Raw genomic sequence first — 25,133 nt, 5'->3', positions numbered from 1 at the left:
AAGATCAAAAAAGGAAGGCGTTATACCTTCCTTTTTTCTATTTACAGTTTCCGCCTCAAGAGCATGACTGCTATTCCGAGGAATACTACACTCGGGGCTAGCGCACCAAAAGCAGGGGGAATTTGATAAACCAAACTCACAGGACCAAAAAACTCACTGGATATATAGAAAGTAAAACCAGCGATAACACCGGAAAGAATCCTAGCCCCCATGGTCACACTACGTAGAGGGCCAAAGATAAACGACAATGCCATCAACATCATGACCGCTATCGAAATAGGCTGAGTTATCTTTCGCCATAACGCCAGTTCATAGCGTGACGCATCTTGCTCTGACGCCTTCAGATAAGATACATAATCATACAACCCACTTAAAGATAGCTCTTCAGGCTTAACCGTAACAATCGCAAGTTTATCTGGGGCAAGAGATGTCTTCCATGAATATGTAGGGAGGCTTTCTTTGGTAATTTGAAGTTCGTTTTCAAAAGATGTGATCTCGACATCGTTCATTGTCCAAACGTTGTCTCCAACGTAATCGACCTCTTCAGAATATATCGCCGTCTTAAGTGCTTTGTTTTCATCAAAGCGCCACATGTTCAAACCATATAGCTTTTCATCGTCAATTTTGACAACAAATATAAAGTCATTGGCATCACGCGCCCATACCCCGCTTTGAGTGGAAATAATATTACCACCAGCAATCGAGATAGTTCTTAAGTCGCGAGCCATTTTTTGTGCTTGAGGCGCCCCCCATTGACCAAGAAGAGTCACGACAACCATTAGTGGAATAGCGGTCTTGAGTACTGATAAACCAATATCTAACTTAGAGAAACCCGCAGCCTGCATCACCACTAATTCAGAACTTGCAGCAAGCATACCCAATCCGATCAATGCACCAAGTAAGGCCGCCATTGGAAAGAACATTTCGATATCACGAGGGACACTCAATAAAACGAAATACAGCGCTTGTAATAAATCATAGGTACCACGACCAACCTTTCTCAGCTGCTCTACATACTTGATAATCCCAGAGAGACCAACAAACGTCACCAATACCAGCGACGTCGTTGCGATGATGGTTCTGCCTATATATAAATCGAGAATCTTAAACACGGCTTAAGCCAACCTCTTATTCTTGAATTTTTCTTTCAAACGCCTTACTGGCACGCTATCCATAAAGTTTGCACCAATCGCGACAAATAACAATAACGCATTGATTGGCCACATGCCGATTACCGCAGGAATACTCCCCTCTTCAATCGAAGATTTGGTTGCACTAATTGCTAAGAAATAGGTTAGGTAAATTAGAATGGCTGGGCCAATTTTAGCGAAACGACCTTGTCGAGGGTTCACAGCAGACAGTGGCACAACAAGCATGGTCAACAATGGAATACAAAGCACCAATGAAATTCGCCATTGTAATTCTGCTTTCGCACTGTTTTCTGGATTACCAATCAGTTCAAGCGTAGGAATGGCTTCCCAATCTCGACCTTTTTTCTCGACTTCACGTTGGCCTATTAGGCCCTCGTACTCCTCAAAGTGTGTCACCATATAGTCAAGACGTGTTGGAACACCTTCATGTCGAGTGCCATCGTACATCACAATGACTTGGCGACCATCGCTGAGCTCTTTTACATCCCCTGACTTAGAGAACATCACGCTAGGCAATACCGAATCACGTGGTCGCATTTGAGCAACAAACACATTTTTTAACTTATTACCGTCGATATCATCAATAAAAACGACAGAAGAACCATCTGGCGTGCCTTCAAACTTACCTTTTGGCAGCAAATCAACACTGTTCTCTGCAGCCACTTCTTCATACATTTGTTCAACTTTATCTTGTGACCACGGAGATAGCCAAAATGAGTTAAAAGCGGCAACAGATGCAGTAATCAAAGCTAAATAAAGCGCAGATTGGATAAGAAATTTATTACCAATACCCGTGGCGTTCATTACTACTATTTCACTTTCAGCGTAAAGACGACCAAAAGTAAGTAAAATACCAATATAGATACTGAGTGGAAGCATCAGTAAGCCCATCGCTGGCATATTTAGGCCAACGATCGACAATATGAGGCTCGCAGGAATATCACCATCAGAGGCGTCCGCCAAAACACTGATGAATTTTTGGCTGAGAAACACGAGAAAGAGAACAAAAAAGATCGCAAATTGGCTCTTGATTGTCTCGCGGATCAAATATCTAACAATAATCACACTCAAATTACCTATACAAAACTTGTTTTTTTGATTGAATCACTATAATTTCCCGTTGAACCTTTTATTTTTTTCAATTTTTAGCTAAGTGTCAGTGTTCTTCTTTAAGGTTAGTTCCATTATAGGATCCAACAAGTAAGAACCCATTATCTAACATTTAGTTTGATTTGTCTTCAGGATGTAGGAGTACGCATGGAGTTCAGTGTAAAAAGTGGCAGCCCAGAGAAACAGCGCAGCGCATGTATCGTTGTCGGTGTATTCGAACCGCGCCGCCTTTCTCCAGTAGCCGAGCAATTAGATAAGATTAGCGATGGCTATATTAGTTCACTGCTTCGTCGCGGTGACCTAGAGGGTAAACCTGGCCAGATGCTACTACTGCATCAAGTACCTGGTGTACTTTCAGAACGTGTTCTATTAGTAGGCTGTGGTAAAGAACGTGAGCTAGGCGAGCGTCAATACAAATAAATTATCCAAAAAACCATCAGCACACTAAACGAAACAGGTTCTATGGAAGCAGTATGTTTCCTTACAGAACTTCACGTTAAAGGCCGTGACACTTATTGGAAAGTTCGCCAAGCGGTAGAAGCGACTAAAGATGGTCTTTACACATTCGACCAATTCAAGAGCAACAAGCCAGAGACTCGTCGTCCACTACGTAAATTGGTGTTCAACGTACCAACACGTCGCGAGCTAAGCCTTGGTGAAAAAGCGATCTCTCACGGTCTTGCTATTGCTTCTGGTGTGAAAGCATCTAAAGACCTTGGCAACATGCCACCAAACATAGCTAACCCAGCATACCTAGCCTCTCAAGCTCGTCGCCTAGCTGACGACTTCGAAACCGTAACGACTAAGATCATCGGTGAAGAAGAGATGGAAAAACTAGGCATGACTTCATACTTAGCAGTGGGTCGTGGCTCTAAGAACGAATCTATGATGTCTATCATGGAGTACAAAGGCGCACCTGATTCAGATGCAAAGCCGATTGTACTTGTTGGTAAAGGCCTTACGTTCGATTCAGGCGGCATCTCACTTAAGCCAGGCGAAGGCATGGATGAGATGAAGTACGACATGTGTGGTGCAGCGTCTGTATTCGGAACAATGAAAGCCTTGGCGAAACTGAACTTGCCAATCAACGTTGTTGGTATTCTAGCAGGTTGTGAAAATATGCCTGGTAGCAATGCTTATCGCCCAGGTGACATCCTAACAACTATGTCAGGCCAAACCGTTGAAGTTTTAAATACTGATGCTGAAGGTCGTTTGGTTCTGTGTGATGCACTAACTTACGTTGAGCGCTTTGAACCAGAATGTGTGGTGGACGTTGCAACGCTAACCGGCGCGTGTGTTATTGCTTTAGGTCACCACATCAGTGGCGTTCTATCAAACCACAATCCACTGTCTCACGAACTTGTGAATGCTTCTGAGCAAGCAAGTGACCGTGCATGGCGCCTACCAATGGCAGATGAGTACCATGAGCAGCTAAACAGCCCGTTTGCTGATATGGCGAACATCGGCGGCCGCCCTGGCGGTACCATTACTGCTGGTTGCTTCCTGTCTAAGTTCACTAAGAAATACCACTGGGCTCATCTGGATATCGCAGGTACAGCTTGGAAATCTGGAGCAGCAAAAGGCTCGACAGGTCGTCCTGTCTCAATGCTAGTCCAATTCTTATTGAACCGCAGCGGCCATGAGACTGAAGAGCAATCTTCAAAATAATGAAAAGGGCCTACGGGCCCTTTTTTAATAAGCGCTATTTATTAGAGTCAGTTGACCAAGTAACATTGATAGCCACGATTTTCAGTTCGAGTATTAAGTATGCAGACTGCTACATTTTACATTGTGCCTTCAGACAGCCCGCAAGCCAGCGAAGAGGGTTTTGCTCACTATGTGCTGTTTCTTGCTCAGCACTTTGCAAAACAAGGCGCTAAACTTTATCTCAACTGTAATGACAAAGAACATGCCGAGCGTATTGCTGAAGTTTTCTGGCAAGTCGAACCCAGTGAGTTTATTGCGCACAACTTGGTTGGCGAAGGCCCAAAGTATTCAACCAACATCGAAATTGGCTATCAAGGCGTAAAACACAATTGGAATCGTCAACTGGTAATTAATCTGGCTGATAATCATACAACCTTTGCGAACGCCTTTGCTCAGGTGATAGACTTCGTGCCTTGCGAAGAAAAAGCTAAGCAACTCGCTCGAGAAAGGTATAAAATTTACCGTCAGGCTGGATATCAGCTACAAACTATCGAGATTCAACATCCATAGTCAAACGTCATAGTTAAAGCTCTCTTTGACTTTAAACTCAAGAAGCTTCACTTATGAAGTTTGACCACGATTAACCATTCACAGTATCCGTTTAAGAGCACTATGGAAAAGACATACAACCCAACATCAATCGAACAAGCTCTGTATCAGACTTGGGAAGAGAAAGGCTACTTTAAGCCACACGGTGACACATCAAAAGAAGCTTACAGCATCATGATCCCGCCACCGAACGTCACTGGCAGCCTACACATGGGTCACGCGTTCCAAGATACGATCATGGATACGCTTATCCGTGCTCAACGTATGAAAGGCAAAAACACGCTTTGGCAAGTGGGTACTGACCACGCTGGTATCGCAACTCAAATGGTTGTTGAGCGTAAGATTGCTGCTGAAGAAGGCAAAACAAAACACGACTACGGCCGTGAAGCTTTCATCGACAAGATCTGGGAATGGAAAGGCGAATCAGGTGGCACGATCACTCAACAACTTCGTCGTCTTGGTGCATCTGTAGATTGGGATCGTGAACGATTCACTATGGATGACGGCCTATCGGCTGCAACTCAAGAAGTGTTTGTTCGTCTATACGAAGAAGACCTAATCTACCGTGGTAAGCGTCTAGTAAACTGGGATCCTAAACTGCACACTGCAATCTCTGATCTTGAAGTTGAAAACAAAGACAAAAAAGGTTTCATGTGGCACTTCCGCTACCCGCTAGCGAACGGTGTTAAAACGGCTGATGGTAAAGACTACATCGTTGTTGCGACGACTCGTCCAGAAACCATGCTTGGCGATACTGGTGTTGCTGTTAACCCAGAAGATCCTCGTTACAAAGATCTTATCGGCAAAGAAATCCTACTTCCTGTTGTAAACCGTCTTATCCCTATCGTAGGCGATGAGCACGCAGACATGGAAAAAGGCACGGGTTGTGTGAAGATCACTCCAGCTCATGACTTTAACGATTACGAAGTGGGTAAACGCAACAACCTACCGATGATCAACATCCTAACGTTCAACGCTGATATCCGTGATGCTGCTGAAGTCTTCACAACAAACGGCGAAGAAAGCGATGTTTACTCAACAGATATCCCTGCTAAGTACCAAGGCATGGAGCGTTTTGCTGCACGTAAAGCTATCGTTGCTGAATTCGATGAGCTTGGTCTTCTTGAAGAGATCAAAGATCACGACCTAACTGTCCCTTACGGCGACCGTGGTGGCGTGGTTATCGAACCAATGCTGACTGACCAATGGTACGTGCGCACAGCACCTCTTGCAGAGCCTGCTGTTAAAGCGGTTGAAGATGGCCAAATCCAATTCGTACCTAAACAATACGAAAACATGTACTTTGCGTGGATGCGTGACGTGCAAGACTGGTGTATCTCTCGTCAACTTTGGTGGGGCCACCGTATCCCAGCATGGTACGACAACGATGGTAAAGTTTACGTAGGTCGCACTGAAGAAGAAGTTCGTGAAAAGAACAACCTAGCGCCTGTTGTTGTGCTTAAGCAAGACGACGACGTACTAGATACTTGGTTCTCTTCTGCGCTTTGGACGTTCGGCACACAAGGCTGGCCTGAAGATACTGAAGCACTGAAAACATTCCACCCATCTGAAGTACTAGTATCTGGTTTTGATATTATCTTCTTCTGGGTTGCTCGTATGATCATGATGACCATGCACTTCGTGAAAGACGAAGATGGCAAAGCTCAAGTACCTTTCAAAACTGTTTACATGACGGGTCTTATCCGTGATGAAAACGGCGACAAGATGTCTAAGTCGAAAGGTAACGTACTTGACCCAATCGACATGATTGACGGCATCGGCCTTGAAGAGCTAGTAGAGAAGCGTTGTGGCAACATGATGCAACCTAAACTGGCTGCTAAGATCGAAAAGAACACACGTAAAACATTCGAAAACGGTATCGAACCCTACGGTACTGACGCACTGCGTTTCACTCTTGCTGCTATGGCTTCAACTGGCCGTGACATCAACTGGGACATGAAGCGTCTTGAAGGTTACCGTAACTTCTGTAACAAGCTATGGAACGCAAGCCGTTACGTACTTATGAACACAGAAGAGCACGACTGTGGCATGTCACTGTCTGTAGAAGACCGTGCAAACATGGAATTCTCTCTAGCGGATAAGTGGATTGAATCTCAGTTTGAAGTTGCAGCGAAAGAGTTTAACGCTCACCTAGACAACTACCGTCTAGACATGGCAGCAAACACGCTTTACGAATTCATCTGGAACCAATTCTGTGACTGGTACCTAGAGCTCACTAAACCTGTTCTTTGGAAGGGTACTGAAGCTCAACAACAAGCGACTCGTTACACGCTTATCACGGTTCTAGAGAAGACTCTACGTCTTGCTCACCCTGTTCTTCCTTACATCACTGAATCTATCTGGCAGAGCGTTATTCCGCTGATCGACGGCGTTGAAGGCCCTGATGCAGAAGAAAGAACCATCATGACTCAAGCGCTTCCTCAGTTTAATGAAGCTAACTTCAATGCTGAGATCGTTGACGACATCGAATGGGTTAAGACTTTCATCACCGCTATCCGTAACCTACGTGCGGAATACGACATTGCACCAAGCCAAGGCTTAGAAGTAATGATCAAAGTGGCTGATGAGAAAGATGCTGCTCGTATCGAAGCGAACAAGATCGTTCTGAACTCTCTAGCTAAACTAGACGACATTAAAGTTCTAGCAGACGGCGAAGAGACTCCGGCTTGTGCAACTAAACTGGTTGGCAAATCGGAGCTGATGATCCCAATGGCGGGTCTTATCGACAAAGATGCAGAGCTTGCTCGTCTAGATAAAGAAGTGGCTAAGACTCACGGTGAGATTAAGCGTATCGAAGGTAAGCTAGGTAACGAAGGTTTCGTTGCTAAAGCACCAGAAGCGGTTATCGCGAAAGAGCGTGAAAAGCTAGAAGGCTACCAAGAGACTCTTGTTAAGCTTGAAGAGCAAAAAACGACCATCGCAGCGCTTTAAAACCGAGTGAACGAGAAGCCTTAGAACTTCTCGCTCTAAATAGAAAGGTTGGTCTTGGTGACCAGCCTTTTTTTATACCTCTGATTCCAATATTCCAATGCTTCTCACTCTAGCCTCACTGATTGATAGGTTTCATCTATCAAATTAATCTCCACCTCCCATTATGCTTAATGATAATAATTCTTAATAATAGACCTATCAAAACAACACAACGACTGAGTAATTATCATGAAAAAGACACTAACCTTTGCTGCATTACATTTTACTATCGCATTTAGTGTCGCTTATGTACTAACAGGCGACATCTTAATTGGTAGCTTGATCGCTATGATTGAGCCCTCTGTGAATACTGTTGCCTTCTATTTTCATGAAAAGGCGTGGGCTCAAGTTCCAGTGCTTAAAGCTCGTCAGTGGATGACCAAATTAAAAACAGCAAGCTTTGCTACCATCCACTTTAGTGTTGCCTTTACCGTTGTCTACTTGTTGACTGGAGATGCTTTCATCGGTGGTGTGATGGCCTTGCTAGAGCCAACTTTAAATACAGTTGCTTACTACTTCCACGAGAAAGTCTGGTTACGAAAAGCTGAAAGCCAAACAGTAAAAGCTCAGTTTTGTTTACATCAACACGCTTAATCTAAGCCTCACTGAGGGATTAAAGTAACCTGCTTCGAATAACAAAATTCATCTTACCATTGACAAAGTTGCGTATCGCAATTAATTTAATTGCGATACGCAACTTTATTTTTTAATCCAAAGGTAGGTAGTTATGAATTCTCAACAGTTAAGAGACTATTCTCGTCAAACGGTTCGTTTACTTGGCATGCTTGATAAACAGTGTGGTGATGTCGACCTCACTCCAGTCCAGGCTCATACTCTTGGTGAAATCCAGTTGCAGCCAATCACCATCAACCAATTGGCGCAGCAACTCAACGTAGATAAATCTAATGCTAGCCGTACTGTCACAGGTCTGATCAAGCTTGGGTTAGTTGAAAGTCTAGAGAATCCAGCAGACAAGCGTAGCCAATTAGTCGCTCTGACCGCTCAAGGTGTTGATGCGTTATCTCAACTCGACCAGCAGCAAAGCATCTTCTTTGAAAAAGTACTCTCGACACTCAATGACAACGAACAACAACGACTTAAGCAAGGACTTGAGAGCTACTTAAAAGGGCTAACGAAAGTATGCCAAGCGGATGAGTTTGTATTACGCCCACTCACAGAGTCAGACAACCAACAATTAGCAGAAATCATTCGCCAAGTTTCGGCTGAGCATGGGCTCACAGAAGATAAAGGCTATGGTGTGGCCGATCCAACACTCGATGATATGTACTCTGTCTATAGCCAAGCGAATGCAATGTACTGGGTTATCGAACACAACGGAAAGATCGTCGGAGGCGGTGGCTTTGCCCCTCTAGCTGGTAAATCCAATGTGTGTGAGCTACAAAAGATGTACTTCTTACCTCAAACTCGAGGGCATGGACTAGCCAAGCGAATTGTTGCTTTGAGCTTAAAGCAAGCCAAACAACTTGGGTATCAACACATGTATTTAGAAACGACGGAGTGCTTAGGTGCTGCGGTCAAACTCTATGAGAAGCTTGGGTTTGAGCACCTTGACTCAGCTTGGGGAGAGACAGGCCACGACGCTTGTGAGGTTGTCATGGCCAAATCCTTATAAGCAGAATGCGCCGCTATAGCGAAAGAAGGTAGCGCTAAAATATACGGAGTTAACGTAGAAAGTTACTGACGCAAGAAGTTGGGTTCAAGGCGACAAAAGAGCTCTCTTTCTGTCCATCCAATTCAACTTCTAATTGATATAAATGCTTAGGGTTAGGGTTCTCAATATCAAAAAGGAGCGGCGCCTCAACCTGGAACACGACGCCAGTATGTTCAGCGCGTACATCAATCGGCATCACGAGTGTCATACCATTAAACTTGATGGATGCCGATACTAACCCCGCCTTTAGCGTTTGATAGATAACATCCACTTTAAACTCACAACCACCACCGTGGTGCCAGATTTGCTCGGTGACGACTTGTTCAAGCTTCACATTACGAACAAGCTGCAAATACGGTGCGTGCCAAATCCCAATACGTGAATCTGATTTAGCAACGGCTGCTGAAGATACAGAGTCATCTATATCCTCTTCAAGCAACAGGCTCTCCTCTTCTTCAAGGAAAAGGATCTCAAAACGATTGCGACCAAGCTGCATATAAGGGCGGATGTCTTTACGATATTCAGCTTCGCTGCCATCACAGTCAAACACGGCAACGCCATTGAGTCGTACTTCTGCAAAGTAGTCAACGCCTGCGACAACTAGCTCAACAAATGGGCACACCAACATCGCATCATCCACTTCGATGTCATGCATCAGGTGCCACTCTTGCTCTGCGATTTCTTCTTCACTCAAGTTATCAGGGAGTTTAGAGCTTAACGGAGCAGGAAAGGTAATGTCATCTTGTGGGATTGAGAGATCCGTCAGTGGCGAAATTTGCCAAAGACCATCGAGAGGTAGCCGCATGTCATTCCTTGAGCTAGATCAATTTTGACCGCATTATAATGAATGAATGCATATAAAGACATTTATTTTTCTGAGGACAAAAAAATGCCAGCTAGTCGCTGGCATTTTTTAAAATTGGGAAAGAATTACTCTTCGCCTTCATCATCTTCTTCTGGGTAGATAGCATCTGCACCTTCGTAGTAAGTGCCCCAACCGTCATAGATAATGTCAAACTTTTCAGCAAGATTCACAAGCTTTTCAACTTGCTCATCAATCGCTTCTGCATTCAGAGTACACTGCATCGTTGCATCACAACAAAGTAGCTTCTTACCATCTTCGTCTTCTGTCTCTTCAGCTTCAAGCACTTCAAAGCCCATTTTGAATGCTTCAACAACCGCTTTCTCAAGTACGTCGAAATCTTCAGCGAATAGGTGATGCTCAATATCGTATAGAGCTTCAGGATCGCTACCATCTTCAATTAATGCTGTAATGATGTCGCGAGTCTCTTCCTTTTGAAATTCAATTAATTCCGCTACTGATAGATATTCATCTTCGTGAGACATGTGTCTGCTCCAGAGTGTTGACTATGAAAAGATCAAATTTGATTGCCACGAAATATGGCACGGATCGTCTAGAAAAGCCACCTAGATCAGGCTTAGAAAGGTAAGTTTATTGCGAGATAGCAAAGGCGATATCGATTCAAAATTTAAATCAAAATCACATAAACAAATTTTCAACATTTTATTAACCATCGTGTATTTTAGCATTTCATTTTTATTATTACTTTTAGTCTTAGTCTTAAAAAATTGAGTGGTTAGTCATATCAAATGCATACTGACGATCTCTTGACTGATGCATAAAACCTCATTAAAAAGTAAATAACTGCATATTTTTTGAATGGAAAATCATGTTCACCAAGCATAGTGGATCATCGAATAACTAAAATTTGAGCATAGAACCGCAAAAAGTTTGTTCCAGAATTAAGCCTTTCGATTGGATTTTAATACCACCAAACTTAAATAACTCAGAATTTAAACCCAAAAACATCAGAACAACACAGCCTTTACACAATCTTCAAAACTTGCATATTACGATCAAGCTTGTCATAAATAGAAGTTGGATTAATAGTAAGGATGCAAAATGAGTAAGCTGTACGTTGGCTCCGAAGTCGGTCAATTAAGACGAGTTCTCCTAAATAGACCGGAAAGAGCACTCACCCACCTCACCCCTTCAAACTGTCACGAACTTCTATTTGATGATGTACTTGCCGTTGAAGCCGCTGGTGAAGAGCATGATGCCTTTGCAGAAACACTGCGTGACCAAGACGTTGAAGTGCTGTTGCTGCATGACCTATTAGTTGAGACACTCGCAGTGACTCAAGCTCGTGAATGGCTGCTTAATACTCAAATCTCTGATTTTCGTTACGGCCCTACATTCGCACGTGAGTTAAGAGAGTACCTTGCTCAAATGGACAATGAGCACTTAGCCACGCTCCTACTTGGTGGTTTAGCCTACTCAGAGCTTCCTATCAAATCATCATCGATGCTACCGAAGATGCATCGTCCACTCGATTTCGTTATCGAACCGCTCCCTAACCATCTATTTACCCGCGATACCTCATGCTGGGTTTACGGAGGCGTCTCCCTTAACCCTATGATGATGCCAGCTCGTCAACGAGAAACGAATCACTTGCGAGCAATATACCGCTGGCACCCTGTATTCGCTGGACAAGACTTTATTAAGTATTTCGGTGATGAAGATCTTCATTACGACAACGCCAATATTGAAGGCGGCGATGTACTGGTTATTGGTAAAGGCGCCGTTCTTATCGGTATTTCAGAGCGTACTAAGCCACAAGGTGTTGAAAACCTAGCGGCAAGTTTATTCAAATCCGGTCAAGCGAAAGAAGTCATTGCGATTGATTTACCAAAGCACCGTTCTTGTATGCACCTTGATACGGTAATGACACATATGGATATCGACACCTTCTCAGTTTATCCTGAGATTGTTCGCAAAGACCTGGACACCTGGCGCTTAACGCCAAAAGAAAATGGCGAGATGCGTGTAGAAAAGGCTGACAACTACCTTTCTGCTATTGAAGGTGCATTAGGACTCGATCAACTGAAAATCATAACCACGGGTGGTGACAACTACGAAGCTGAGCGTGAACAGTGGAATGACGCTAACAACGTACTAACGGTGAAACCGGGTACGGTTATCGGTTATGAGCGTAATGTTTACACCAATGAGAAATACGACAAAGCAGGAATCGAAGTACTGACGATTCCGGGCAACGAACTCGGTCGTGGCCGTGGTGGCGCTCGTTGTATGAGTTGTCCTATAGAAAGAGACGGTATCTAAGTCAAATAGCTCAGCTAATCTCAAACAATAGTGTATCTAGGCCAGTATTATTTTACTGGCCTTTTTTATCAAAAAAATAAAATAAGTATTCACAAATATAGCATTTTTATGTTTAACTGAGTTCTTCATTGATTCTATATACCCAAGGAGCGAGAGATGGCCTTTAATCTTCGCAATCGTAACTTTCTAAAACTTCTCGACTTTACTCCTAAAGAGATTCAGTTTTTACTCGATCTGTCTGCTGACCTAAAAAAAGCTAAGTATGCAGGTAAAGAGCAAAAAAAGCTTAACGGTAAAAACATCGCTTTGATCTTTGAAAAAGCATCAACTCGAACTCGATGTGCTTTTGAAGTCGCCGCCTTTGATCAAGGTGCTCAAGTCTCTTATTTGGGTCCTTCTGGTTCTCAGATTGGTCAGAAAGAATCAATGAAAGATACGGCTCGTGTATTAGGTCGTATGTACGATGGTATTGAATATCGTGGTTTTGGCCAAAGCATTGTCGAAGATCTTGGCGCATACGCTGGTGTGCCGGTTTGGAATGGTCTAACCGATGAATTTCATCCAACCCAGATCTTGGCTGACTTCCTCACAATGCTTGAGCATGGTCGTGGTAAACATCTGCACCAAATCAGCTTTGCTTATCTTGGTGATGCACGTAATAACATGGGGAACTCTCTATTAGTGGGTGCAGCTAAAATGGGCATGGATATCCGCCTTGTAGCGCCAAAAGCATTTTGGCCAGAAGAACAACTTGTCGAAAAGTGCCAAGCCATTGCACAAAGCTCTGGTGCAACAATCACACTAACTGAAGACGTAACTGAAGGTGTGAAAGGCTGTGATTTCCTATACACCGATGTTTGGGTTTCGATGGGTGAAGCACCAGAAGCCTGGGACGAACGCGTGGCTGTAATGACGCCTTACCAAGTAAATATGGATGTCATAAAGCTCACAGGTAACCCTCAAGTGAAGTTCATGCATTGCCTGCCAGCTTTCCACAACAATGAAACCGTGATCGGCCAACAAGTCGCAGATAAGTATGGAATGAACGGTTTGGAAGTAACAGACGAAGTGTTTGAATCTGATTACTCTATTGTGTTTGATGAAGCAGAGAATCGCATGCACACCATCAAGGCGGTAATGGTGGCAACCTTAGGTCAATAACGAAGAATGAAAGTAAACAAAAGCTTGATGTAATCGCTTGCGCTCACAATTTGAAAGCGTATAATTCTCGGCAATTTGTCTGAGAGTAGTGAAAATGACGCCAACTAATATTGTGAAAACACATAATAAAATTGTGAAAACACCTAATATTGATCGCAAGCTAAGATGTTTAACAGGTCGTCTATTCTGCTTTTCAGCACTTTTTTAAAGCCTCCCATTATGGGGGGCTTTTTTATGGCTAATACATTATTATGAGGAAGAAGATCATGGCGAATTCGCTCTATCAAAAGCACATCATCTCAATTCCAGAGCTTTCTCGTGAAGAGCTAGAATTAATTGTTCAAACGGCAGGTCGGCTAAAGGCTGAACCAAACCCAGAACTCATCAAGAACAAAGTTGTTGCAAGCTGCTTCTTCGAACCTTCAACGCGAACTCGTCTCTCTTTTGAAACGGCTATTCAACGCATCGGCGGTGATGTGATTGGTTTCGACAGTGGTGGTAACACTTCACTGGCGAAGAAAGGCGAAACGCTAGCAGACTCAGTACAGGTTATCTCTTCATACGTTGATGCTTACGTAATGCGCCACCCTCAAGAAGGCGCAGCGCGTCTAGCTTCTGAGTTCTCTAACGGTGTGCCTGTTATTAACGCAGGTGACGGTGCAAATCAACACCCGACACAAACGCTATTAGACCTGTTCTCTATCGCCGAAACTCAAGGCCGCCTCGACAACCTGAACGTTGCATTCGTTGGTGACCTTAAGTACGGCCGTACGGTTCACTCTTTAACTCAAGCCCTAGCTAAATTCGACAACATCTGTTTCTACTTCGTTGCTCCAGAAGCACTGGCGATGCCTGACTACATTTGTGAAGAGCTTGATGAAGCAGGCATCAAGTACCAACTGCTGACAGACATGGAAGATGTCATTCCTGAACTTGATGTTCTTTACATGACTCGAGTTCAAAAAGAACGTTTTGATGAATCGGAATATGCGCACATCAAATCAGCGTACATCCTGACCGCTTCGATGCTGGAAAATGCACGTGATAACCTAAAGGTTCTTCACCCTCTTCCTCGTGTTGATGAAATTACTGTCGATGTCGATAAAACACCTTACGCGTACTACTTCCAGCAAGCAGAGAACGGTGTTTACGCACGTGAAGCACTGCTAGCCCTTGTTCTTAACGAAACACTGTAGAGGAGAGATATCATGTCTAAAGAGACTCAATTAAAAGTTGAAGCAATCAAAAATGGAACGGTTATCGACCATATCCCAGCCAACATCGGGATCAAGGTGCTAAAACTGTTCGACATGCATAACTCAAACCAGCGAGTAACGATTGGCCTAAACCTGCCATCTTCTGCGCTCGGTGGAAAAGACCTGCTCAAAATTGAAAATGTGTTTATTACGGAAGAACAAGCGAGCAAGTTGGCACTTTACGCGCCTCACGCAACCGTTAACCAAATCGAAGATTACGCAGTCGTTAAAAAGCTGCCATTAGAACTTCCTGAGCAAATCAACGACGTGTTTGAGTGTCCAAACACCAACTGCATCACTCACAACGAGCCCGTTGAAAGCAGCTTTAAGATCTTTGAAAAAAATGAAGATATTCGATTAAGGTGTAAGTACTGTGAAAAAGTTTTCTCTCGCGAAATCGTGACAGAAAGGTAACACGATACGGCAACACCGATCGAACGCAAAAACTACTCAATACCTCGTCTGTGCGGGGTATTTTACTCTTTACCTATCCTAAGTTTGAAGGCACACTGAAAATCAATTTTTATCTAATAATTGATGGAATAACTAATGACTAAAGTACTTCACACAGAATCTGCTCCAGCTGCAATCGGCCCATACGTACAAGGTGTTGACCTTGGCAACATGGTACTGACTTCTGGTCAAATCCCAGTAAACCCAGCAACTGGTGAAGTATCTGCAGATATCGCAGAACAAGCTCGCCAATCTCTAGATAACGTTCAAGCCGTAGTTGAAGCTTCAGGCCTGACTGTAAAAGACATCGTAAAACTAACGGTATTCGTTAAAGATCTAAACGACTTCGGTACTGTAAACGAAGTTTACGGTAAATTCTTTGATGAACACGGCGTTGCAAACTACCCAGCACGTTCATGTGTTGAAGTAGCGCGTCTACCAAAAGATGTAGGTATCGAGATCGAGGCGATTGCAGTTCGCAAATAGATCTTAATATCTAGAATAAACGGTTTCTAGTAAACAAGTTGGCATAAAGCTGAACGTTTATCAGAGACAAAAAAGGTTGCCCTATTGGCAACCTTTTTTATTGTTCATCGTTTCGCTTAGCTTAAATTACTTCTTATTAAGCTCAACCACTTCTTTGTCTAACTCTTCAAGCTTAGCAGCCATCTGCTCACGAGCTAGGTTAGCCAGTTCACGAACATTCGACTTGCTGTAGCCTTCAGTGCTGATAGGTGGCAACATCTCAACAATCACGTGACCATTATTCCAGCGGTTCAGCTTCACGTCACCCGTTGAGCTACACACGATAGGAATAATAGGCAAGCCAGCACCAATCGCAGCATGGAAAGCACCCGTCTTAAACGGCAACAGGCCGCGGCCACGAGAACGAGTTCCTTCAGGAAACATCCATACAGACACATCGCTGCCTTTTAGGCTATTAACCACTTGATCAATCGTACCCACAGCTTTGCTGCGGTTCGCACGGTCGATCAAAATGTTACCCGTCAACCAGTAAAGCTGACCAAATAGAGGCATCCATGCTAGGCTTTTCTTACCCACTGTCACAACTTTAGGCGTTACCGCGGATGAAATCGTGAATAGGTCCCAGCTGTTTTGGTGGTTGGCCACATAAACATGCTGCCCGCGAGAGTATGCATCTTCCGGGATACGCAGCTCCAGCTTCATACCAAAGACTCTTGACATACGTCCAAAGTAACGGCCAAAAGTAAATACGTGTTTCGGGTTACGGGGGCTTAATAAACAGTAGCCACACCCAAATACAAACATAAGAATCGCAAATATCGCTAAAGCGAAAATACGTAAGATTGCTATCATTTTGTTCCTCACCAACCGTAACATTTATTTATCTGCTAACAGAGAATAGTAACAGAGTCATTTACGGTAAATACAACTATAAAAAAGCCGAAACCAAGGTTCCGACTTTTGTGTTTTTATCTTATTTACTCATGAAGACACTAACCTAAGTTAGTTAGGCTCATGAAATCGTGTGATGTTAGCACCTAAAGCTGACAGTTTATCTTCAATCTTATCGTAGCCACGATCGATGTGATAAATACGGTCAACGATGGTTTCACCTTGAGCAATACAACCAGCAATAACAAGGCTCGCTGATGCACGAAGGTCCGTAGCCATGACTTGAGCGCCGCTCAATTTCTCTGTTTCACCACAGATAGCCGTGTTGCCTTCGATTTCCGCTTTTGCGCCCATTCGCTGTAACTCAGGAATGTGCATAAAGCGGTTTTCAAAGATAGTCTCAGTGATAACACCACTGCCCTTCGCCATCATGTTAAGCAGAGTAAACTGTGCTTGCATGTCGGTTGGGAAGCCAGGGTGAGGTGCTGTTACGATTTTCACCGCTTTCAGCTCACGACCTGTCATATCAAGGCTGATCCAGTCTTCGCCCGTTTCGACCTTCGCACCCGCTTCTTCAAGCTTCGCTAAGGCAGCTTCAAGAAGATGAGCGTTGGTATTGCGACAAACCACTTTACCGCCAGACACTGCCGCAGCAACAAGGAAGGTACCCGTTTCAATACGGTCAGCAACCACAGAGTGTTGACCACCACCAAGACGTTCAACGCCTTCGATAGTAATCGTGTCTGTACCGGCGCCAGAAATCTTAGCACCCAGTTTGTTTAGGAAGTCAGCAGTATCAACGATCTCAGGCTCACGCGCAGAGTTGTCTAATACTGTTTTCCCTTCCGCTAGTGTTGCTGCACACATGATAGTAATCGTAGCGCCAACGCTTACTTTATCCATCACGATGTGCGCGCCTTTCAAACGGCCATCAACACTTGCTTTCACATAACCATCTTCCAATGTAATGGTCGCACCTAGTTGTTCTAGGCCATGGATATGCAGATCAACAGGCCGAGCACCAATCGCACAACCGCCAGGAAGTGACACTTGCCCTTCACCAAAACGGGCCACTAGCGGACCTAAAGCCCAGATAGAAGCACGCATTGTTTTTACCAAATCATAAGGCGCACAAAACTCATTGATTTCGCTACCATCAACATGAACACTACCGTTGCGTGATACTTTTGCGCCTAAACGCTTTAGCAGTTCCATCGTAGTATCGATGTCACGTAGGTGAGGAACGTTACTTACTTCTACTGGCTCTTCAGCAAGAATTGAAGCAAATAAGATAGGTAGCGCTGCATTTTTTGCGCCTGAGATCGTCACTTCACCGCTTAACGGCTTGTCCGATCCAATAACTCGAAACTTTTCCATCATAAACCTTAAAGTGACATCAGTTTCTTATCACGTTCCCACTCTTCCGGCGTGAAAGCCTTAATAGAAAGAGCATGGATGTCATTGCGTTGAATGTATTCCATTAATGGGCCGTAGATTAGCTGCTGCTTCTTAACTCGATTCATGCCATCAAAACATGAATCAACCGCAACAACTTCGTAATGACTGCCTTCACCCTTCACGAAAATCTCCTGAAGGTTCAGTGCTTCTGCTAATAATTCTTGTACTTTTGTGCTGTCCACAAATAGCTCCTGCCTAATTTTTTGTGTGTTCTGCCATCATTGGCTGGATATTGCTCAATTGGAACAACGTTCGTAATTGTTCTGGCACGAAACTGAGCATTATATGACAGTTTTGATTTTTTGCATGCTCTAATAAGTGAATTAGCATCACCATTCCTGCTGAATCGACTCGATTTATATGGCTAAGGTCAATTTCAACGCTCGATTCCGTCGTTTGCCACTTTTCCAATATACGCCAGATTGCAGGAACACTGTCACGGTCCAAATCGCCATGAAGCTGATACTCTCTAGAACTTAGCGTTTGCCATTGAGAGTGATTCATTATTTGCTACTCTCAAAACGAATCGGTTGTGCAGCCAATTTATCTAATTCAGCAGCCACCTGTAATATACCTTCTTGACGAATCTTAGTATTCCACTCTGACTGCTTACTGGATAGTAGGCTAATACCTTCAGCAACCATATCAAATGCCTTCCACTCGCCCGATTTCTTGTCTTTGCGTAGCTTAAATTCAAGCTTAATATTTGGTCGTGGTGTATCAATAATATCGACTTTGATACTTGTAATACGGCTATCCGCTTTGATTTTGGGTTCTGGACCAAATTCAATCGTTTGATCTGTGTATTGGGTTAGCACCTGAGCATAAGAAGAAACGAGATATTTACGGAATGAATCGATAAATACAAACACATCTTTTCTATCCGCACCTTTCAAATTAGGCCCGAGTAGTTTAAGCGCCGCATATTGAGCATTCACATAGGGCATTAACTCTTCTTCCACAATGACCTTCAATAATTCAGGATCTTGTTGGATATTTTTTTGTTCACTCTTTAAGCGAGCAAAGGCAACTTCAGCGACCTGTTTCATCATTTGGTAAGGCTGGGTGCGGTCGATAGGTTCGGCCGCCAAAACCTGAGTCGATATCAGCAAAGTAACCATTGTCATAAACCATCTTTTCAAGATGGTAGTCGCTTTAAGCATGTTATAGACCTTCAACAGAATACTGTTTTTTAACATGAGACTACTCCTCAGCTTCGTTTTCATCAGAGCCACCAACGCTATACAGCACTTGGCCAATCAAGTCTTCTAACACTAACGCAGACTTAGTGTCTTCGATGGAATCACCATCAACCAACATCTCTTCGTCGTCAAAAACAAATCCTGGAACCAGACTAATGTACTGCTCACCGATTAAGCCAGACGTTAAGATTTGAGCACTCGAGGTATCTGGAAATTGTGAGTACTTCGCATCAATAGATAATTCAACCATAGGGAGATAGCTTTCAGTATCAAGTTGAATACTTTGCACTCGGCCAACAACCACGCCACCCACTTTCACCGGAGAGCGAACCTTTAGGCTACCAATATTGTCAAATGTCGCTTTCAGGTTATAAGTATGATTCGAACCTATGCCTTTTACGTCAGCGACTTGAAAGATCATGATTAAGATTGCGCAAATTCCGGCAATAACAAAGGTGCCGACCCATAATTCTAATTTTCGAGTTTGTTGCATGATTAATTCCCAAACATCAATGCGGTAAGAACAAAATCTAGCCCTAATACCGCTAGAGAAGAGTGCACTACAGTGCGTGTGGTAGCCTGACTAATACCTTCAGAGGTCGGTACTGCATCATAACCATTGAAAAGTGCGATCCAAGTTACGGTGATCGCGAAGACCATACATTTGATCATGCTGTTACCTATATCTCGGCCAAATTCAACTGAAGACTGCATCGCAGACCAGAAACTGCCGTGATCAATGCCTTTCCAATCAACACCAACCAACTGAGCACCCCAAATCCCGATCGCCATGAAGATCATAGCGAGCAGGGGCATTGAGATAAGCCCCGCCCAAAGACGCGGCGCAATAATGCGTTTGATAGGATCGACAGCCATCATCTCAAGGCTTGAGATCTGCTCCGTAGCCTTCATTAGGCCAATCTCAGCCGTTAACGCCGAACCTGCGCGACCTGCAAACAGTAGTGCCGTCACCACAGGGCCAAGCTCACGCAACAATGAAAGCGCAACCATTTGACCAAGGTTGCCCTCAGCGCCGTAATCAATTAACACGACATAGCCCTGCAGGCTAAGTACCATGCCAATAAACAACCCCGAAACTAAAATGATAGCTAATGACTGAACACCAACGCTATAAAGTTGCTTAACTAATAAAGGGAAGTTTTTTAGTCTCGGAATGCCAAACAAAGCCCCAAACAGCATTAGACTTGCTCGACCAAATGACTCACAGATCGCAAGTGTTCGCTTACCGACACCCGCAATAGTTTTAACAATCATATTAAAACAAATCCTCTTCTAGGCTCTTTGCTGGGAATCTAAATGGCACAGGGCCATCCGACTCGCCTTGCAAAAATTGTTGCACTCGTGGATCGCTGTTGCTGTACAGATCTTCAGGTGAACCCGCTGCAATGATTTTCCCATCAGCCATCAGATAAACCCAATCGGCAATGCTCATCACTTCAGGAACATCATGCGATACAATGACAGAGGTTAAACCCAAGGCTTGGTTAAGATTATGGATGAGTTCGACCAACACGCCCATGGTGATAGGGTCTTGGCCAACAAAAGGCTCATCATACATAATAAGTTCCGGATCCAACGCAATTGCACGAGCCAACGCCGCTCGTCTCGCCATACCGCCAGACAACTCACTCGGCATTAATTGTGCAGCCCCTCGTAACCCTACTGCTTCAAGCTTAAGCAATACGATGGTACGAATAAACTTCTCATTGAGTTCGGTATGTTCCCTTAATGGAAAAGCCACATTATCAAAAACATTGAGATCCGTAAAAAGTGCACCAGACTGAAAAAGCATGCTCATTTTTTTACGGGCCTGATATAGCTTTCGGCGTGATAATGCAGGGATATTATCCCCATCAAACCAGACTTCACCTTCATCTGGCGGCAATTGGCCACCAATCAAACGCAGCAAGGTCGTTTTTCCAATCCCAGATGGTCCCATGATCGCAGTAATCTTTCCTCGAGGCACCTCCAAGCTAATATCATCAAAGATAAGTCGCTCTCCTCGAGAGAAGCTAAGGTTCTTAACTTTCACAAGCTCAGTGTTCAACATATTTTTGTTGTTTCCTTGCTTTAAAAAACGCCAATTATGGCTGCAATAATAATGAGTCTACTTTAGAATTAAAAGCACTGTTCAATTAATTCATATTAAACATGAATCTATGCAGGGATTTGAAAGCATTAGAAAATTATCTATTCAGCTCTTTTTCTTACCGACTAACTAGTAATTAATTTGCCGAGTGACTTCCCTTTTATCTAGCAACAGGTCAAAATTAGCGGTTAATTCTTCGTTTTTTATTAATTTTTTAGGAATCATCATGCTTGAAGCGATTGCGTTTCTTATTATCGGTCTAGGTTTTTTGGTGTGGAGCGCAGATAAGCTGGTCTACGGCGCCGCGGCTCTTGCTCGCAACTTCGGTATCTCACCACTAGTTATCGGTATGACGATCTTAGCAATGGGTTCTTCAGCTCCTGAAATGATGGTTTCTGCGACAGCAGCCCTTGACGGCAAAACAGATACAGCCGTAGGTAACGTTATCGGCTCAAATATCGCAAACATCGCCCTGATTTTAGGTATTACTGCGCTTATCAAGCCGTTATCGATTAGCTCTGGCGTCATTCGCCGTGAACTACCATTAATGATTGGTGTCACTTTATTAGCAGGCGCACTCCTCTGGGATAACCATTTAGGTTTCTATGAAGGCGTATTACTGTTTGTACTTTTTGCCGCGTTCTTGTTTGCCATGCTGCAAATCAGCCGCAGTGAGAAGAAAAACGGCGATGCCTTCCTGGATGAACAAGAATCCGAGATTCCTCAAGGTGTAAGTAATCCTAAAGCCGCGATGTGGGTCGTGATTGGTTTGATCATTCTGCCTTTGGCCGCCGACATGCTGGTTGATAACGCGGTGATCATCGCGAAATATTTCGGCATGAGTGATCTAGTGATTGGTTTAACCATCATTGCCGTTGGTACTAGTTTACCTGAACTTGCAGCGTCGCTTGCTGGTGTGATGAAAGGTGAAGATGATATGGCCGTTGGTAACCTCATCGGTTCAAACGTATTCAACATCCTTGCGGTAATGGGGATCCCGGGCATCCTAAACCCTTCAATCTTGAGCGAGTTCGCTATGGGGCGTGACTTCTGGGTAATGCTAGGCGTCTCGCTATTGCTTGTAGTCATGGCACTAGGGAAGTCTCGTAGCGTGAATCGTATTGAAGGCGGTGTGTTAATCGTGACGTTCGTGGCCTATCAAAGTTACCTACTAATGAATATGTCGGCTTAATTGTTAATTTAACTTCTCGTACTTGGAGTATTTGATGTCTCAGCAATTTGATTACCGCAGTGTTGCAAAACAAGTTTTGGACACCGAAGTTGCAGGTCTCACCCAATTAGACCAATATTTTAATGATGATTTTTGCAAGGCTTGCGACCTTATCCTGAACAACAAAGGCAAAGTCGTTGTGATGGGCATGGGGAAATCAGGTCACATTGGCAACAAAATCGCAGCCACATTAGCAAGTACCGGGACATCAGCTTTCTTTGTACACCCAGGTGAAGCAGCGCATGGCGACTTGGGTATGATCGAACCTGGCGATATTGTGATTGCAATATCCAACTCAGGTGAATCGGGAGAAATCCTCAGCCTATTCCCTGTATTGAAGCGTCTGAACATCAAGATCATCAGCATGACAGGTAAGCCAGCATCGAACATGGCGACCTTGTCCGATATTCATTTACAAATTTCAGTACCGGAAGAAGCGTGCCCACTGGGCTTAGCACCAACCACCAGTACCACGGCGACTTTGGTAATGGGTGATGCGTTAGCCGTTGCACTTTTGCAGGCTCGAGGATTCACCGCTCAAGATTTTGCACTGTCTCACCCTGGTGGCGCTTTAGGTCGTCAACTGCTGTTAAAACTGGACGACATCATGCACACAGGTGACGCACTTCCTGTTGTAGCACCTGATGCACTAGTTCGAGATGCTCTGTTAGAGATATCTCAGAAAGGCTTAGGCATGACAGCAATCGTTGGTGAAGATGGCCAAATGGCCGGTATTTTTACCGACGGTGATTTACGCCGTATCTTAGACAAACGCGTTGATATCCATAACACTCAAATCGGCGATGTGATGACACTTAACCCAACGGTAGCAGAACCAAACATGCTTGCGGTAGAGGGGTTAAACTTGATGCAAGCTAAAAGCATCAATGGCCTGATGTTGTGCCAAGAAGGTAAATTAGTTGGAGCCTTAAACATGCATGACTTACTGAAAGCAGGAGTAATGTAATGACACAGACAGTCGAAACTCTATACGGTACTGTTAACTCAGATGTATTTGCAATCGCAAAAGAGATCAAGCTGCTAATTTGCGATGTAGACGGCGTATTTTCTGATGGCCGCATCTACATGGGCAACAACGGTGAAGAGCTGAAAACCTTCCACACTCGTGACGGTTACGGCATAAAATCACTGATGAACGCTGGCATTGAAATCGCGATCATCACTGGTCGCAAATCTCAAATTGTTGAGAATCGTATGACCGCCCTAGGCATTAAGCTGATTTATCAAGGTCAAGACGATAAAGTTAAGGCATACCAAGATATTTGCGATAAGCTTTCTGTAATTCCTAAAAATACAGGTTACATCGGAGACGATCTGATTGACTGGCCTGTAATGGAAAAAGTCGGCTTGAAGGCCTGTGTGGCAGATGGTCACCCGCTACTTGCAAAGCGCGCAAACTACGTGACAACTATTAAAGGCGGGCATGGCGCAGTACGTGAAGTCTGCGACCTTATTTTACAAGCAAGAAATGAACTCGACGTGCATAAAGGTTTAAGCATATGAGTTTTACTCGTATTATCTATTTAATACTCATATTTATTGCTTCTTGGTCGACCTATTACCTGTACGACAAAGAGCAAACATCGACGATACAAGTAGCTCCAAATTTGGAGTTGCCCGCGTTTAGTGGCAAAAGTCTAAACAACATTAGCTATGACCAATCAGGTATTCGTAGCTATCAGGTTGAATCGACCTATTTAGAGCACTACTCAGTGGTGGGCGACACGCACTTTCAAAATCCAGTTCTTTCGGTATTCCGTGAAGGGCACACGATTGAATGGCAAGTTACCGCCGATCGCGCGATTATGGATGAGAATCAAGTTGTCACTTTTTATGACAACGTCGTGGCAAAGAACCTGTTGCCAGAAGCCAGCTTCGATACAATGACCACAGACAAAATGGTGGTTGAGCTGCCTAGCCGAGATTTTTATTCAGAGACTCCGGTCCATATGATCGGTACATTTTTTGAAACTGAGGGGCAAGCAATGAAGGGTAACTTCGGTACCAACAATGCAACCCTCTTTAATTCTGTTCAAGGTAGATATGAAACTCTTACACCTTAGTTTATTCGCTTTGACCCTTGCGGCGCCTAATGTCTATGCCCTGTCTTCGGATAGCGAGCAGCCTGTCTACATTGACTCAGACAGCCAGCAATTGGATATGAAAAGTAACCAAGTGACGTTCCTTGGTGATGTGAACCTTAAGCAAGGTAGCATCAATATCAATGCCGATAAGATCATCGTTACTCGTAACGCAGTAAATGGTGAGATTGAAGAGATTCAAGGCTTCGGTAAGCCAGCAACCTTCTCTCAGCTTACTGACGACGGGAAGACACTCTACGGTGAAGCTGACGATTTACATTACCAGCTTGTTGCTGACCGACTGATCATGACCAAGAATGCAATGCTATCTCAAGATGGCAGCATCATTCGTGGTTCTAAGATCACTTACCAGATCGGCTCTCAGAAATTAGTCGCTGACAGTGGTGAGAACAAACGTGTGTCAACGGTTTTACAACCAACGGAAGTGAATAAGTAAC

26 protein-coding genes and 1 pseudogene are annotated in these 25,133 nt (G+C 44.0%); 15 read left to right on the top strand and 12 right to left on the bottom strand.

The genetic code is table 11. The annotated features are described in order from the left end of the window. Window positions 1-41 precede the first annotated feature (41 nt). Together lptG and lptF are read right to left on the bottom strand one after the other, a co-directional pair. A complete protein-coding gene (gene lptG, locus OCV24_RS01955) occupies window positions 42-1,112 on the bottom strand; it encodes an LPS export ABC transporter permease LptG (RefSeq protein ID WP_017055299.1) in 1,071 nt (356 codons plus the stop codon). A gap of 3 nt (window positions 1,113-1,115) precedes the next feature. Beyond that, window positions 1,116-2,216: an LPS export ABC transporter permease LptF gene (gene lptF, locus OCV24_RS01950; protein WP_017055300.1), complete on the bottom strand. Its 1,101-nt coding sequence runs from the start codon at window positions 2,214-2,216 to the stop codon at window positions 1,116-1,118. A gap of 192 nt (window positions 2,217-2,408) precedes the next feature. On the opposite strand from lptF, the pseudogene pepA reads away from it, so the two are divergent. From pepA to OCV24_RS01925, 5 genes and pseudogenes are all read left to right on the top strand, one after another. Beyond that, window positions 2,409-3,929 (top strand): annotated as a pseudogene (gene pepA / locus OCV24_RS01945) (leucyl aminopeptidase). Between the two features lie 99 nt (window positions 3,930-4,028). Next, the gene (locus OCV24_RS01940; protein ID WP_046224431.1) at window positions 4,029-4,478 is read left to right on the top strand and encodes a DNA polymerase III subunit chi; all 450 of its coding nucleotides are present in this window, start codon (window positions 4,029-4,031) and stop codon (window positions 4,476-4,478) included. Between the two features lie 102 nt (window positions 4,479-4,580). Further along, entirely contained in the window at window positions 4,581-7,469 is a 2,889-nt protein-coding gene (locus OCV24_RS01935; RefSeq protein ID WP_017055303.1) for a valine--tRNA ligase, read from the top strand. Window positions 7,470-7,697: 228 nt separating this feature from the next. Further along, window positions 7,698-8,102: a DUF2061 domain-containing protein gene (locus tag OCV24_RS01930; protein WP_017055304.1), complete on the top strand. Its 405-nt coding sequence runs from the start codon at window positions 7,698-7,700 to the stop codon at window positions 8,100-8,102. A 133-nt stretch (window positions 8,103-8,235) separates the two neighbouring features. Then, on the top strand, window positions 8,236-9,141 hold the full coding sequence (locus tag OCV24_RS01925; protein ID WP_017055305.1) for a bifunctional helix-turn-helix transcriptional regulator/GNAT family N-acetyltransferase: 906 nt from the start codon (window positions 8,236-8,238) through the stop codon (window positions 9,139-9,141). A 49-nt stretch (window positions 9,142-9,190) separates the two neighbouring features. On the opposite strand, the gene OCV24_RS01920 is transcribed toward OCV24_RS01925, so the two are convergent. Together OCV24_RS01920 and rraB are read right to left on the bottom strand one after the other, a co-directional pair. Further along, window positions 9,191-9,985 carry a glycosyl hydrolase 2 galactose-binding domain-containing protein gene (locus tag OCV24_RS01920; protein ID WP_017055306.1) on the bottom strand — a complete coding sequence of 265 codons (795 nt, stop codon included), beginning with the start codon at window positions 9,983-9,985 and terminating at the stop codon, window positions 9,191-9,193. 125 nt (window positions 9,986-10,110) lie between these two features. Beyond that, window positions 10,111-10,527, bottom strand: coding sequence for a ribonuclease E inhibitor RraB (gene rraB, locus OCV24_RS01915; RefSeq protein WP_017055307.1), 417 nt, complete (start codon window positions 10,525-10,527; stop codon window positions 10,111-10,113). A gap of 577 nt (window positions 10,528-11,104) precedes the next feature. Between rraB and arcA the strand changes: the two genes are divergently transcribed. The 5 genes from arcA (at window position 11,105) to OCV24_RS01890 (ending at window position 15,681) form a co-directional block, all read left to right on the top strand. Further along, window positions 11,105-12,325, top strand: coding sequence for an arginine deiminase (gene arcA, locus OCV24_RS01910; protein ID WP_017055309.1), 1,221 nt, complete (start codon window positions 11,105-11,107; stop codon window positions 12,323-12,325). A gap of 156 nt (window positions 12,326-12,481) precedes the next feature. Continuing rightward, window positions 12,482-13,486, top strand: coding sequence for an ornithine carbamoyltransferase (locus OCV24_RS01905; protein WP_150878814.1), 1,005 nt, complete (start codon window positions 12,482-12,484; stop codon window positions 13,484-13,486). A 266-nt stretch (window positions 13,487-13,752) separates the two neighbouring features. Further along, window positions 13,753-14,682, top strand: coding sequence for an aspartate carbamoyltransferase (pyrB, locus tag OCV24_RS01900; protein WP_017055311.1), 930 nt, complete (start codon window positions 13,753-13,755; stop codon window positions 14,680-14,682). A 12-nt stretch (window positions 14,683-14,694) separates the two neighbouring features. Next, complete coding sequence (gene pyrI / locus OCV24_RS01895) at window positions 14,695-15,156, top strand: aspartate carbamoyltransferase regulatory subunit (protein ID WP_017055312.1); 462 nt, start codon at window positions 14,695-14,697, stop codon at window positions 15,154-15,156. 135 nt (window positions 15,157-15,291) lie between these two features. Then, window positions 15,292-15,681 (top strand): RidA family protein, encoded by a 390-nt coding sequence (locus tag OCV24_RS01890; RefSeq protein ID WP_004735319.1) that lies wholly within the window; start codon window positions 15,292-15,294, stop codon window positions 15,679-15,681. A gap of 126 nt (window positions 15,682-15,807) precedes the next feature. Here OCV24_RS01890 and OCV24_RS01885 read toward each other — a convergent pair whose 3' ends face one another. From OCV24_RS01885 to mlaF, 8 genes are all read right to left on the bottom strand, one after another. Then, the gene (locus OCV24_RS01885; RefSeq protein ID WP_017055313.1) at window positions 15,808-16,533 is read right to left on the bottom strand and encodes a 1-acylglycerol-3-phosphate O-acyltransferase; all 726 of its coding nucleotides are present in this window, start codon (window positions 16,531-16,533) and stop codon (window positions 15,808-15,810) included. Between the two features lie 150 nt (window positions 16,534-16,683). Further along, window positions 16,684-17,949, bottom strand: coding sequence for a UDP-N-acetylglucosamine 1-carboxyvinyltransferase (gene murA / locus OCV24_RS01880; protein WP_017055314.1), 1,266 nt, complete (start codon window positions 17,947-17,949; stop codon window positions 16,684-16,686). Between the two features lie 8 nt (window positions 17,950-17,957). Beyond that, window positions 17,958-18,212, bottom strand: a complete 255-nt coding sequence (ibaG, locus tag OCV24_RS01875; RefSeq protein WP_017055315.1) for a BolA family iron metabolism protein IbaG — start codon at window positions 18,210-18,212, stop codon at window positions 17,958-17,960. A 13-nt stretch (window positions 18,213-18,225) separates the two neighbouring features. Beyond that, window positions 18,226-18,534 carry an STAS domain-containing protein gene (locus OCV24_RS01870; protein ID WP_017055316.1) on the bottom strand — a complete coding sequence of 103 codons (309 nt, stop codon included), beginning with the start codon at window positions 18,532-18,534 and terminating at the stop codon, window positions 18,226-18,228. Next, entirely contained in the window at window positions 18,534-19,157 is a 624-nt protein-coding gene (locus OCV24_RS01865; protein WP_133154058.1) for an MlaC/ttg2D family ABC transporter substrate-binding protein, read from the bottom strand. Before OCV24_RS01865 ends, OCV24_RS01870 begins: the two co-directional genes overlap by 1 nt. A 76-nt stretch (window positions 19,158-19,233) precedes the next feature. Beyond that, window positions 19,234-19,725, bottom strand: a complete 492-nt coding sequence (gene mlaD / locus OCV24_RS01860) for an outer membrane lipid asymmetry maintenance protein MlaD (RefSeq protein WP_017055318.1) — start codon at window positions 19,723-19,725, stop codon at window positions 19,234-19,236. Window positions 19,726-19,727: 2 nt separating this feature from the next. After that, window positions 19,728-20,507: a lipid asymmetry maintenance ABC transporter permease subunit MlaE gene (gene mlaE / locus OCV24_RS01855; RefSeq protein ID WP_017055319.1), complete on the bottom strand. Its 780-nt coding sequence runs from the start codon at window positions 20,505-20,507 to the stop codon at window positions 19,728-19,730. Between the two features lies 1 nt (window position 20,508). Next, window positions 20,509-21,303: a phospholipid ABC transporter ATP-binding protein MlaF gene (gene mlaF / locus OCV24_RS01850; protein WP_017055320.1), complete on the bottom strand. Its 795-nt coding sequence runs from the start codon at window positions 21,301-21,303 to the stop codon at window positions 20,509-20,511. Window positions 21,304-21,568: 265 nt separating this feature from the next. Between mlaF and OCV24_RS01845 the strand changes: the two genes are divergently transcribed. The 5 genes from OCV24_RS01845 to lptA are packed head-to-tail and all read left to right on the top strand — an operon-like array spanning window position 21,569 to window position 25,132. Then, window positions 21,569-22,534 (top strand): calcium/sodium antiporter, encoded by a 966-nt coding sequence (locus OCV24_RS01845; RefSeq protein ID WP_017055322.1) that lies wholly within the window; start codon window positions 21,569-21,571, stop codon window positions 22,532-22,534. Window positions 22,535-22,568: 34 nt separating this feature from the next. Then, on the top strand, window positions 22,569-23,540 hold the full coding sequence (kdsD, locus tag OCV24_RS01840) for an arabinose-5-phosphate isomerase KdsD (RefSeq protein ID WP_102506527.1): 972 nt from the start codon (window positions 22,569-22,571) through the stop codon (window positions 23,538-23,540). After that, window positions 23,540-24,097: a 3-deoxy-manno-octulosonate-8-phosphatase KdsC gene (gene kdsC, locus OCV24_RS01835; protein WP_102506528.1), complete on the top strand. Its 558-nt coding sequence runs from the start codon at window positions 23,540-23,542 to the stop codon at window positions 24,095-24,097. The genes kdsD and kdsC overlap by 1 nt, the downstream gene beginning before the upstream one ends. Continuing rightward, entirely contained in the window at window positions 24,094-24,657 is a 564-nt protein-coding gene (gene lptC / locus OCV24_RS01830; RefSeq protein ID WP_077680907.1) for an LPS export ABC transporter periplasmic protein LptC, read from the top strand. Before kdsC ends, lptC begins: the two co-directional genes overlap by 4 nt. Continuing rightward, the gene (gene lptA, locus OCV24_RS01825; RefSeq protein WP_017055326.1) at window positions 24,638-25,132 is read left to right on the top strand and encodes a lipopolysaccharide transport periplasmic protein LptA; all 495 of its coding nucleotides are present in this window, start codon (window positions 24,638-24,640) and stop codon (window positions 25,130-25,132) included. The genes lptC and lptA overlap by 20 nt, the downstream gene beginning before the upstream one ends. The last annotated feature ends 1 nt before the right edge of the window (window position 25,133 follow it).

It is taken from the genome of Vibrio kanaloae (assembly GCF_024347535.1).
GTDB lineage: Bacteria > Pseudomonadota > Gammaproteobacteria > Enterobacterales > Vibrionaceae > Vibrio > Vibrio kanaloae.
Note: the sequence above shows the minus strand (reverse complement) of the source record. Positions and strands in the feature narration are given on the sequence as shown.

What these genes read in the sequence shown, in the direction of transcription:
- OCV24_RS01930 (WP_017055304.1), top strand. Translation starts at nt 7,698, where the DNA reads ATGAAAAAGACACTAACCTTTGCTGCATTACATTTTACTATCGCATTT.
- kdsD (WP_102506527.1), top strand. Translation starts at nt 22,569, where the DNA reads ATGTCTCAGCAATTTGATTACCGCAGTGTTGCAAAACAAGTTTTGGAC.
- OCV24_RS01865 (WP_133154058.1), bottom strand. Translation starts at nt 19,157, where the DNA reads ATGACAATGGTTACTTTGCTGATATCGACTCAGGTTTTGGCGGCCGAA.
- lptC (WP_077680907.1), top strand. Translation starts at nt 24,094, where the DNA reads ATGAGTTTTACTCGTATTATCTATTTAATACTCATATTTATTGCTTCT.
- OCV24_RS01935 (WP_017055303.1), top strand. Translation starts at nt 4,581, where the DNA reads ATGGAAAAGACATACAACCCAACATCAATCGAACAAGCTCTGTATCAG.
- OCV24_RS01885 (WP_017055313.1), bottom strand. Translation starts at nt 16,533, where the DNA reads ATGATAGCAATCTTACGTATTTTCGCTTTAGCGATATTTGCGATTCTT.
- pyrB (WP_017055311.1), top strand. Translation starts at nt 13,753, where the DNA reads ATGGCGAATTCGCTCTATCAAAAGCACATCATCTCAATTCCAGAGCTT.
- mlaD (WP_017055318.1), bottom strand. Translation starts at nt 19,725, where the DNA reads ATGCAACAAACTCGAAAATTAGAATTATGGGTCGGCACCTTTGTTATT.
- OCV24_RS01925 (WP_017055305.1), top strand. Translation starts at nt 8,236, where the DNA reads ATGAATTCTCAACAGTTAAGAGACTATTCTCGTCAAACGGTTCGTTTA.
- mlaE (WP_017055319.1), bottom strand. Translation starts at nt 20,507, where the DNA reads ATGATTGTTAAAACTATTGCGGGTGTCGGTAAGCGAACACTTGCGATC.
- murA (WP_017055314.1), bottom strand. Translation starts at nt 17,949, where the DNA reads ATGGAAAAGTTTCGAGTTATTGGATCGGACAAGCCGTTAAGCGGTGAA.
- pyrI (WP_017055312.1), top strand. Translation starts at nt 14,695, where the DNA reads ATGTCTAAAGAGACTCAATTAAAAGTTGAAGCAATCAAAAATGGAACG.
- mlaF (WP_017055320.1), bottom strand. Translation starts at nt 21,303, where the DNA reads ATGTTGAACACTGAGCTTGTGAAAGTTAAGAACCTTAGCTTCTCTCGA.
- kdsC (WP_102506528.1), top strand. Translation starts at nt 23,540, where the DNA reads ATGACACAGACAGTCGAAACTCTATACGGTACTGTTAACTCAGATGTA.
- OCV24_RS01890 (WP_004735319.1), top strand. Translation starts at nt 15,292, where the DNA reads ATGACTAAAGTACTTCACACAGAATCTGCTCCAGCTGCAATCGGCCCA.
- OCV24_RS01905 (WP_150878814.1), top strand. Translation starts at nt 12,482, where the DNA reads ATGGCCTTTAATCTTCGCAATCGTAACTTTCTAAAACTTCTCGACTTT.
- lptA (WP_017055326.1), top strand. Translation starts at nt 24,638, where the DNA reads ATGAAACTCTTACACCTTAGTTTATTCGCTTTGACCCTTGCGGCGCCT.
- arcA (WP_017055309.1), top strand. Translation starts at nt 11,105, where the DNA reads ATGAGTAAGCTGTACGTTGGCTCCGAAGTCGGTCAATTAAGACGAGTT.
- rraB (WP_017055307.1), bottom strand. Translation starts at nt 10,527, where the DNA reads ATGTCTCACGAAGATGAATATCTATCAGTAGCGGAATTAATTGAATTT.
- OCV24_RS01870 (WP_017055316.1), bottom strand. Translation starts at nt 18,534, where the DNA reads ATGAATCACTCTCAATGGCAAACGCTAAGTTCTAGAGAGTATCAGCTT.
- OCV24_RS01920 (WP_017055306.1), bottom strand. Translation starts at nt 9,985, where the DNA reads ATGCGGCTACCTCTCGATGGTCTTTGGCAAATTTCGCCACTGACGGAT.
- OCV24_RS01940 (WP_046224431.1), top strand. Translation starts at nt 4,029, where the DNA reads ATGCAGACTGCTACATTTTACATTGTGCCTTCAGACAGCCCGCAAGCC.
- OCV24_RS01845 (WP_017055322.1), top strand. Translation starts at nt 21,569, where the DNA reads ATGCTTGAAGCGATTGCGTTTCTTATTATCGGTCTAGGTTTTTTGGTG.